Annotated in this window: 8 protein-coding genes; 1 reads left to right on the top strand and 7 read right to left on the bottom strand. The window is 35.2% G+C overall.

Going from position 1 to position 9580, the window contains the following annotated elements; all coding sequences use genetic code 11:
* Window positions 1-207: 207 nt before the first annotated feature.
* The 6 genes from A6M14_RS05560 to A6M14_RS05535 all read right to left on the bottom strand — a co-directional run bounded on the left by A6M14_RS05560 (window position 208) and on the right by A6M14_RS05535 (window position 8665).
* On the bottom strand, window positions 208-735 hold the full coding sequence (locus A6M14_RS05560) for a hypothetical protein (protein ID WP_152874013.1): 528 nt from the start codon (window positions 733-735) through the stop codon (window positions 208-210).
* A gap of 12 nt (window positions 736-747) precedes the next feature.
* Window positions 748-2901: a muramidase family protein gene (locus A6M14_RS05555; RefSeq protein WP_152874012.1), complete on the bottom strand. Its 2154-nt coding sequence runs from the start codon at window positions 2899-2901 to the stop codon at window positions 748-750.
* A 21-nt stretch (window positions 2902-2922) separates the two neighbouring features.
* A complete protein-coding gene (locus tag A6M14_RS05550; protein ID WP_152874011.1) occupies window positions 2923-5694 on the bottom strand; it encodes a type VI secretion system Vgr family protein in 2772 nt (923 codons plus the stop codon).
* Window positions 5695-6068: 374 nt separating this feature from the next.
* Complete coding sequence (gene aroC, locus A6M14_RS05545; protein ID WP_152874010.1) at window positions 6069-7154, bottom strand: chorismate synthase; 1086 nt, start codon at window positions 7152-7154, stop codon at window positions 6069-6071.
* Between the two features lie 13 nt (window positions 7155-7167).
* A complete protein-coding gene (gene prmB / locus A6M14_RS05540; RefSeq protein ID WP_163123873.1) occupies window positions 7168-8178 on the bottom strand; it encodes a 50S ribosomal protein L3 N(5)-glutamine methyltransferase in 1011 nt (336 codons plus the stop codon).
* 91 nt (window positions 8179-8269) lie between these two features.
* Window positions 8270-8665 (bottom strand): lysozyme inhibitor LprI family protein, encoded by a 396-nt coding sequence (locus A6M14_RS05535; protein WP_152874009.1) that lies wholly within the window; start codon window positions 8663-8665, stop codon window positions 8270-8272.
* Between the two features lie 144 nt (window positions 8666-8809).
* On the opposite strand from A6M14_RS05535, the gene A6M14_RS05530 reads away from it, so the two are divergent.
* Window positions 8810-9115, top strand: a complete 306-nt coding sequence (locus tag A6M14_RS05530; protein ID WP_152874008.1) for a hypothetical protein — start codon at window positions 8810-8812, stop codon at window positions 9113-9115.
* A gap of 61 nt (window positions 9116-9176) precedes the next feature.
* Here A6M14_RS05530 and A6M14_RS05525 read toward each other — a convergent pair.
* The coding region (locus A6M14_RS05525) for a hypothetical protein (protein WP_206669620.1) at window positions 9177-9580 on the bottom strand (404 nt) is incomplete at its 5' end.

Raw genomic sequence — 9580 nt, 5'->3', positions numbered from 1 at the left:
TTTGAAACACCACCAAATTTTCATCTATTCTTACATACTCATTTTTTCCAACAGCAATCTTTTTTTCCTCTATTTTTAGTTTTATTATTCCATTACCTAACCATTATATTCATATAAATAAAGTCATTTAAAAAATATTTAACTTAGCAAATTTCAAAGTAAGCTATCATTAAAAATAGTTTTACACCTCAAATAACAATCCAATCATTATATTTTTTTAAAAAAATCAGGCTGTTTTTTAGAGAAAATATAACATTGGTCTTCTACATTTATATCATTATCACCTTCATAAAATAATGTACCACTTAAACATACCTTATTACTGTCTTTTGAATATTTTATTAATGCTGGATCACTTAAATCTTCTTCCAACCTATTATTAACAAAATTCCCTACAACCTGATAAAAAGGATATATTCTTTCGCCTTCTGGATCATAAACAACAATAAAATTTAAACTTCTTGGCACACCATTATATAAAGTAGTATTTTTATTAATTACAATTAAAACCTTGTCCTTGTCAAAATTCAATCCTTTATTAATTTTATTTTGATAAATTTTAAGTTTTTCATCATCACAAAAATCTGTATTTTTTAATCCATCAAAAGTACATTTTACAACCTGCGAGGCTACAATATTGTCCTGATTCTTATTTAAGCTTATGGGTATATCTTTGGCATTTGAACACCCATTAAGCACAAAGAAAATTATTATATAAAAAGTTTTTTTTAACATATTATTCATCCGCTATTGTTCATGGATTTGCTTTATCTTTTCCAATATAGCTCTGACCTTTTTGGTAGAACTCATACTAGCTTTATTTGTAGCTGATTGATGATAACCAATAGTACCATCAGAAATTACACCAAATTTATTCTTATAACCTTTAGGTAAAGCGATTGAAGCCCACTCTCGCGCTGCACCCACCATTGCTTCATCAACACTCACACTATTGCTATCAAGAAATAGTTTCATATTTTTTTGTTTTCGTGCCAAGTATTCTCGAAAAACTCTTTCTTGCATTTCAGCATCATATAATTCATTACCACTCAATCCCATACTTTTCTTAGCTTCCATTAATGTAGCTGGAATTGTCTGATACTTTCCTGTTGCAAATCTACGTCTATTATCTTCCCATGTATATTCTTTTGAGGCTTTATCTAATTGATTGATTGTCTTAGCTGTAATGGTACCAGGAACATCATTCATTTTACCATACTTCACTCTTTTCCCTTCAGGAGCACCAGAATTCCAAGCTTCATAAGTTCCTTCACCACTAGAAATTGCATCACCTAATTCTACTAACAAATCATTTATTGATTTATTATCTTTAGTGGATCCTAGGATAACCCCACCACAACTTAATATTTTTTCAATTTTCTGTTCTTTAGCAATATCCGCTAGTTTCTTACCATTTAGTTTTTCAACACCTATTTGAAATAAATCATCACTCTTATATTTTGAATCCCACATATATACATCATAATGCACCCAGTTAGTCGCTCCTGATTTACCATCTTTAAAAATTCTTGGTTCCATATGAATTGTATTTTTATCAGTTCTTACTTCTGTAGCATTCATCTTTTTTGCCATTACATTTTTACGAACATATTCCATATCATCATGAGCTATAGTTCTAACTCCATTCTTATTAATATGAATATCTAATGCCATTCCCATATGATTTACTGTTGGTCTATCTGTTTGTTCATTACGTTCAATACACCTGTAGCCTGACTCTATATATGCTACTTCCATATTTTTCGCACTAAACTCTGTTTTTAAATAAAAATTCAATGCTTTCAGAATCCATATTACAGATCTATGCATTCCTGGATACTCATTTGCAATTCTTCCCTTAATGCTTACATTTCTTGTGTTATTCCCATAGCCTTTGCATTTTCCACATGGGCATGCAATATTCTTCATCAAAGAACTGACTGGATAGTCATAATAGAATTTGTCTAATGCAACCAATAATGAACCGCATATTTTACCTGTTTCTTCCACCCCCATATAATCTCGTTGGAACTGTTTAATACATTTTTCTGTTAATTCCGTAAATTCATCACTCGGTAGCGCCCCGCCAAAACCAGCTAAACGAATATTTATTTCACGTATTAACTCTCCCTTACCACTTGTAATACATTGAGCATTACTTTTACATAAATTTTTAACATCCGTTTTAGGCGAGGTCGATTGTTCACTTCGATCTTCAGTGGTTAAAATTTTTTGTTGCTCACTTACTACTACATCTACTTTTTGTTTTAAGTCTTCATAAACTTGTTCGAGTTTTTTCTTTGCTTGTTCTAAAAATCCATCATCATTATTTGTTTTTTTTGGCTTAGTTGCTGTTGAAGGCTTTTCACTTTTTTTACTTTCTATCGCTTTAGGTTTATCTTTGTATGTTTTATTACCTGTTGCTTGTATTTGAACTGGTAGCCTAATAACTTGTCCAATACTTATAGCATTTGGATTCTTTATATTATTCAAGTTTGCTAAAGCCCTAACTGTTGTATTATTTTTTGTTGCTATTTCCGATAATGCATCTCCTTTTTTTACAGTATACGTTTTTCGTTTATAGCTTCCATTAGCACCTTTATTTTCTAATGTCTTTATATCCAATAATATTTTTGGGCTTCTAAATTTCACAACCATTCGTTCTTTAGACATAGTAAAACTTTGAATTTTTACCATCTCATCTTTAAACATACTTTTTAAATATACATCTAGCGTAGTACCAATATCTCGACTAATTTCTACTATTTTTCCTGCCTTATTCGTATTTCCACTCGCGATTAATTGCCCAGTTTTTTGATTTTTTATCTGATACTGTGCATCGGAGATAGGATTACTCAGCATATCTACAATTTGAATTGTCACTAATGATTTTTTTGTCATCTTTATTCTCTAAGTTATTATTTATGATATATTATCGTCAATAAAATCTTCTACATCATACCCTTCCATATCAATCCCCCATTCATCATCTGTACCTATCAAAATTTTCATATTAGCTGACTCTGGCGTTATTATCTTCTGTGTTCTACCATGTTCATCCAATTGTCCTGTACCAAAACAATTATTATCCTCATTGATGACTTTATATTTATATTTACTGAAATCCATATTCCACAATAATTCATACAAATCTACCTTATTACTAAATAACGTAGCTTTAGGAAGTTCAGGTAACTGATACGGTACTTTAGCTTTATTTTCAAATACATGATTAGCCGCCTTAACCTCAAAAACACCTTCGGTTTTACCAAATATACCTTCTTGATTCAACACAAACTCGGTACCACCCGCATTAAAACTAATTTCCTTTGAGCTAATAATCTGTATTTTATTTTCTGTAGAAACAATCTGAATATCGCCTAAAGAGAATATTCCAATATTTCCCTTGTGTGCATGAATATCAATATCATCATTGGAAGCAAAAGTACGTATACCACCATCCATTGCATGCATTTGAATCCCATCATTCGCACTTACAGACAAACGCTCATCTATTGCCATAGACACATCTTTACCACTGGTTAAGGCAATATTTTCATTCGAATTAATATGAATATCATCTTTGGCTAAAAATGCCATACCCGCAGGTGTACTCGTCACAATATGTGGCTTTTCCAACTCTTCTAACTTTTTAGCCCCTTTAATTTGCTTTTCTTGTTTATCTAATTCTGGATGTGCTGTACTCGATAAAGGGCGAGTTTCTGTTTTACTCTTAATTAATGCTTCAATTTGACGCTTTTGTTGCTCTACCGCTTGTGCAAGTTGATTCACTGTTTCTTCTAAGAACTTAACATGATCTTTTGTCTTTTCTTGTTCATAAGTCGTTAAAACCAGTCCATCACCTGCCCGTACCACGCCATGCCCATCTGTTCTTAACTCAAAGCCTTCTCCTCGGAAGTCCTTTCTTCCGCTTGAATCGGGGATGCGGGTAATGTGTCCTAAGTTAAGTTCACTCGATTGATGATCACTCTTCAAGTGAAGTTGTAAGTTTCCTGGCGTGTCGTCCATCACCAATTGATTCGACTGATTACCTTTAAATTCTTTGGACTTAATTCCGCTAAGTGCTTGTTGTGACGGTAAGTTCCATACTGGCATGTTGTCTGGGTTGGTTAAGCGTCCTATTACAAAGGGCATGTCTGGGTCGCCATTAAAGAAGTCAATAACCACTTCATGTCCTATTCGTGGTAAGTGTATTGTTCCGTAGTTGTTGCCTGCCCATGCTGTGGATACGCGTAACCAACAGGTATTGGTTTTGTCATATTTTTCGGGTTTGCTGTTGTTGTAGGGGTTGTGTCTGTCATCTTTGTCTGTTCTGTCCCAGTGGAACTTAACTCTTACTCGTCCATATTTATCGGTATAAATTTCTTCGCCTTCTGGTCCAACAACAATTGCAGTTTGTGCTCTGCCTATGGGTTTGTTAATACTGCGTTCTGGGCGGAGTACTTGTTCATCGGGTTGTACTATAAATTCGACTTGGGAGTCGTAGTATTGGTTGCTGTTTTGTTCTTGGCTAATATCTTGGATGGTGGTTTGGGTTCCTAGTACAATCCAGCCGCCATTCGATTGGCTGTTGGGATGGTTATTCAGCTCAAACTTGAAGCCTGTTTGTAGACCTTTGAGGTGTCCTTTGCCTTGGGCTCTATAGCCGTGTTGATAAACGCGTTCTATGTATTGTCGTGCTTTGTCTTGTCCGCCTTCTTTGGCATCGAAATAGTCCCCTTGGTTCCATTCGTATATTTCGTTTTCTGCATGCAGGTGTTCCCACATAAATTGTTCTTCTGCAATTTGTTTGAGTTGTGGGGTTTTGAATTGGTAGTCGCCTAAGTAGACTTTGCCACTCACCAGTTGTTGGGCAGGTTCAAAAAACTCGATGTATTCGGCTTTATTGGGAAAGCGTTGGTTCGGTGGGTAAATGTCTAGCTGTTGGTAGCCTTCGGCTTGCATGGGTTTAAAGGAGGAGTTGTGGTCGGAAATCACGAGGGTGAGTTCGTTGTGGCTGTGTTCGAAGTGGTAGTTTATTCCGTGTTCTTGCATGAGTCGGCTAATGAAGTCAAAGTCGCTCTCTCCATATTGGACTTGGTAGTCAAGTCCTATGAAGTTGCCACTAATGCGGTATTCAACGGGGTATGGATATTTTTGTAATATGTCTTCAAGAATCGTGGTGACTGATTCATCTTGGTAAATACGGTAGTTCGTGGTTTTTGTCAGGAGCCACAGCCATGGTACGAGGGTGATTTTATAGCAGGCATGGCGGTTGCGGACTGGAAGTACTTCGACTTTATTCACCATACCTCTAAAGTATCTTGCCCCATTGATACTGTTTTGGTAGGTGTGGTCTTGGTTGAAGTTGTTAATTTGGCTCAGTTGGGAGATATCGAGTTTTAAGCCATCTAGGCGCATACAGATCGTAAGTTCTGTACCTATTAAACTTTGCAGGTTTAAGTCTGATGCGGGTGTGCCACTGTTTTTTGCTTGTTCTGGTGAAATATAGCCTTCTAATCCCATATATCCGTGGGCAGGATTACCGTATTCATCTCGTATTTTTACTATCAGTTGGTATTCAAAGAGTTCATTTAGTTTTTCTACGCCCGTTAAAGAGTCGAACCAAAAATATGGGGTGCCAAACATACTTACAGGCAAAGCTTCGCCTTTAATTGTGATTTGATGGGTCATTGTTATATGGGTTATTCTTATCCAATATTGTATTGAATTTTAACATGTAGTGCCCACATGTGTGACTTACATCACATTTCAATTATTTTTAGCATTCAACCTCCTCTTTATTAAATTCATTTAGATATCATTTACAACCTCAAAAAATGCCAATTATTTTTTCTAAATATCTAAATTACAACGGTATAACAATTTTAAAAATATATTATGCCTATAAAAGTACAATATATAATTCATAATTTTATGTAATATTCCTATATTAATTAGAAAATTTTTTTAACTTCTCATCACTAATTAAATTATAAATCTCAATAAAATGATCATATACATCAAAAAAAACCAGACACTAGGTCTGGTTTTCAATTCAAATTAATTTAAATCGGTTCAAATGGTGCAACCACATCGGCATTTTGTGCACGATGACGCATGAAATGATCCATTAATACAATTGCAAGCATGGCTTCCGCAATTGGTGTAGCACGAACACCAACACAAGGATCATGACGACCCTTAGTCAATACATCTGCATTTTCACGATCAATCGTAATGGTTTTACCTGGTGTAGTAATAGATGCTGTTGGTTTTAGAGCAATCGCAACACGAATGTCTTGACCACTTGAAATACCACCTAAAATACCACCTGCATGATTTGCCAAGAAACCATCTGTAGTAAGTTCATCTCGTGTTTCATGACCAAATTGTTCTGCAACAGCAAAACCATCACCAATTTCAACGCCTTTCACAGCATTAATTGACATCATGGCATGCGCGATATCTGCATCTAAACGATCAAATACAGGTTCACCCCAACCTACAGGAACTTGTGTTGCAACAATTTCAAGTTTCGCACCACAGCTTGTACCTTGTTCACGCAATGAAGTAACAAGCGCTTCAAAACGAGGAACTGCATCAGCATCACCACAGAAAAATGGATTGTTCGGAACTTCATTCCAATCGAGTTTTTCTGTTTTTTCTGTGCCAATTTGAGTGACATGACCACGAATTTCAATGCCGAATTTCTCAAACAAGAATTTCTTAGCAATTGCACCAGCTGCTACACGCATTGCTGTTTCACGTGCGCTTGAGCGACCACCACCACGGTAATCACGGAAACCATACTTCTGTGTATACGTATAATCTGCATGACCCGGACGGAACGTTTGTGCAATATTGCCATAATCTTTCGATTTTTGATCTGTATTGCGAATCAGCAAACCAATCGATGTACCTGTTGTTTTACCTTCAAATACACCCGAAATAATTTTTACTTCATCGGGTTCTTTACGCTGCGTTGCAAATTTAGATGTGCCCGGCTTACGGCGGTCTAAATCTTTTTGCAAATCTGCTTCAGAAAGTTCAATTCCTGGTGGAACCCCATCGACAATGGCCATCAAACCAACGCCATGAGATTCACCACAAGTCGTTACACGGAACAGTTGCCCTATACTATTACCTGCCATGCTTCACGACTCCTTATGAATTGATAGATTGAATAAATAATTCGCGATACTCACGACATTGTGCTGCTGTTAATGCAAAAATGCCTGAACCGCCTTTTTGGAACTGTAACCAGTAGAAATCAACTGTATTGAAATTTTGCTTCATTGCCCATTCAGAGTTACCCACTTCAATAACAATTAAGCCATCTTCAGTTAAGTAGTCTGCTGCTTGCGCTAACATTTTACGAACCAAATCTAAGCCGTCTTGACCTGCAGCAAGTGCCATTTCAGGCTCATGATGGAATTCATCTGGTAAATCTGCCATGTCTTCTGCATCTACATATGGCGGATTAGACACGATCAAATCGTATTGATTTTCAGCAGGAATTTTTGCAAACAAATCAGATTCAAGCAATGCAACATTGAACTGTTGATTGTGATGTTCACAGTTAATTTGTGCCACTTCTAAAGCATCTTTAGATAAATCTGTTGCATCAACTTCTGCTTCAGGGAATGCATATGCTAAAGCAATTGCGATACAGCCCGAACCTGTGCACATATCTAAAATACGGCGTGGCATTTTAGCATTTGTATTTTCAGGTAGATTATTCACGCCTTCACGAGGCTGATGATTTTCATCTAAACAATAAGGTGCAAAACGATTTTGAATAAGTTCTGCAATTGGTGAACGTGGAATAAGCACTCGTTCATCAACATAATACGGTTTGCCATCGAAGTACGCTAAATTCAACAAATAAGATGTTGGCATACGTTCGTTAATACGACGTTCAAGCAAACTCAAAACTTCTGCTTTCTCGCTTGGCAATAATTTTGAATCTAGGATTTCTGGATTTGCGCTCCAGTCCAAAGACAAGGTTTGCAATACCAATGCTGAACTTTCAGCAACATAATCTTCTGTACCTTGCCCTAAGTGCGCATCGTGTTGACGTAATGCTGTAACACCAAAACGGATAAAATCACGAATGGTTGTTAAATTTTCAGCGGCTTCCTGAATGTGTTCAGGGCTAATAGTCGGTCGATCCACTTTAAGGCGTCTCCAAAGTCATATTTTTTAAACGCCTTATGATACCCTGTTTTCACAGTTTTTTAATATTTTGATAACCGATTTTCCAAAATTATCTTCTTAAGTTTTTATTCGCCACTTGAACTTCCAGCATATCTGCACGTGAACTTGTGATTTGTAAGGCGCATCCTATACTTGCAGGGCTTAATGCTTTGATTTTTTTATTTTTCAAACCACAAGATAACTCACGTTGCGATGCCCATTGCATTTGAATACGGTTTAAATCTACTTTTTCTTGTGGATTTGAAAATGACATATTCTTTTTAAAGAGTTTTTTAAGGCGTTTATTTTGATATTTATACTCTTTAATTTGGCAAACTGAAGTTGTATTTGCTTGATTATTTGAAGATCTCATACATTCCACATAATCTTGTGAATACCCCATTGAATAGGTATTCATGGCATATCCGCCAGCTGTAATTATCAACAAAACTTTCAGCAACTTCATATGACCCCCAAAAAATTAAACCAATAATTTCAATTAATTATTAAAACTGTATATAACACTTTTTCAGCGCGCTTTCAAAAATATCATTGAATCTTTTTCAAGAAACCCTATATACATAAACCTACTTCAAAGTTTTTTATTTCTATGAGCTATAAACACAATAACTTAATGGCAATGCGTTTAAATTATTGGAATGATACCCAAACCCCTTCTGTGTTGGTTGAAAAAGAGTTCTTTCAACTCACTTTAGCCGAGTTAAATATTTATCCTGAACCATCTTTTGAAGATGCAAAATATCTCTTTTTTAATTTCCCGAGCATCATTATTGTGAAAGGTTATGCACTAGGTTTTATGAATGACAACGTAAAAACCATGATTCATCAATTTATTATTGAACATAAAACTGAACTACAAACAAAAGCTGAAATTAAAATGAAATATCGGATGTAAAATAAATGATCAACTTGCTTAGGCTATTTACTTATAACATAAACAGCCCTCGTAAATACACTTAACGCTCATACTCTTGAACACGAATATCCTCAAATTCAATTATTTTTTCACCTTGTTGAAAATATACCGCTGTATAGTCTTCATCAATAATTTCAACTACGATTTTAAATTTTGACCTAAAGTCAAGATATTCTTTAAAAAATTTATAAGGCTTGTTAAATATTATATTTAGTCTTTTCACCTTTTTATCGTGTACATAATCGAAAGCTATTTCTTTTGGTAATGACTTTATCATTTCTTGAGTAGGATTTTTTAATACATGCGTATTTTCACCGTTTAAGGTATCTGTCACATAAGCTAGCAATTCTTCATCGCCTTTCATCGAAAGTGACCAAGAAACTGGTCGGAAATAATCTTCATTATAAATATTTTTTAAATTATTTAGGGTCTGTTGACATTTGT

Source organism: Acinetobacter portensis (assembly GCF_009372215.1).
Taxonomy (GTDB): Bacteria; Pseudomonadota; Gammaproteobacteria; order Pseudomonadales; family Moraxellaceae; genus Acinetobacter; species Acinetobacter portensis.
Note: the sequence above shows the minus strand (reverse complement) of the source record. Positions and strands in the feature narration are given on the sequence as shown.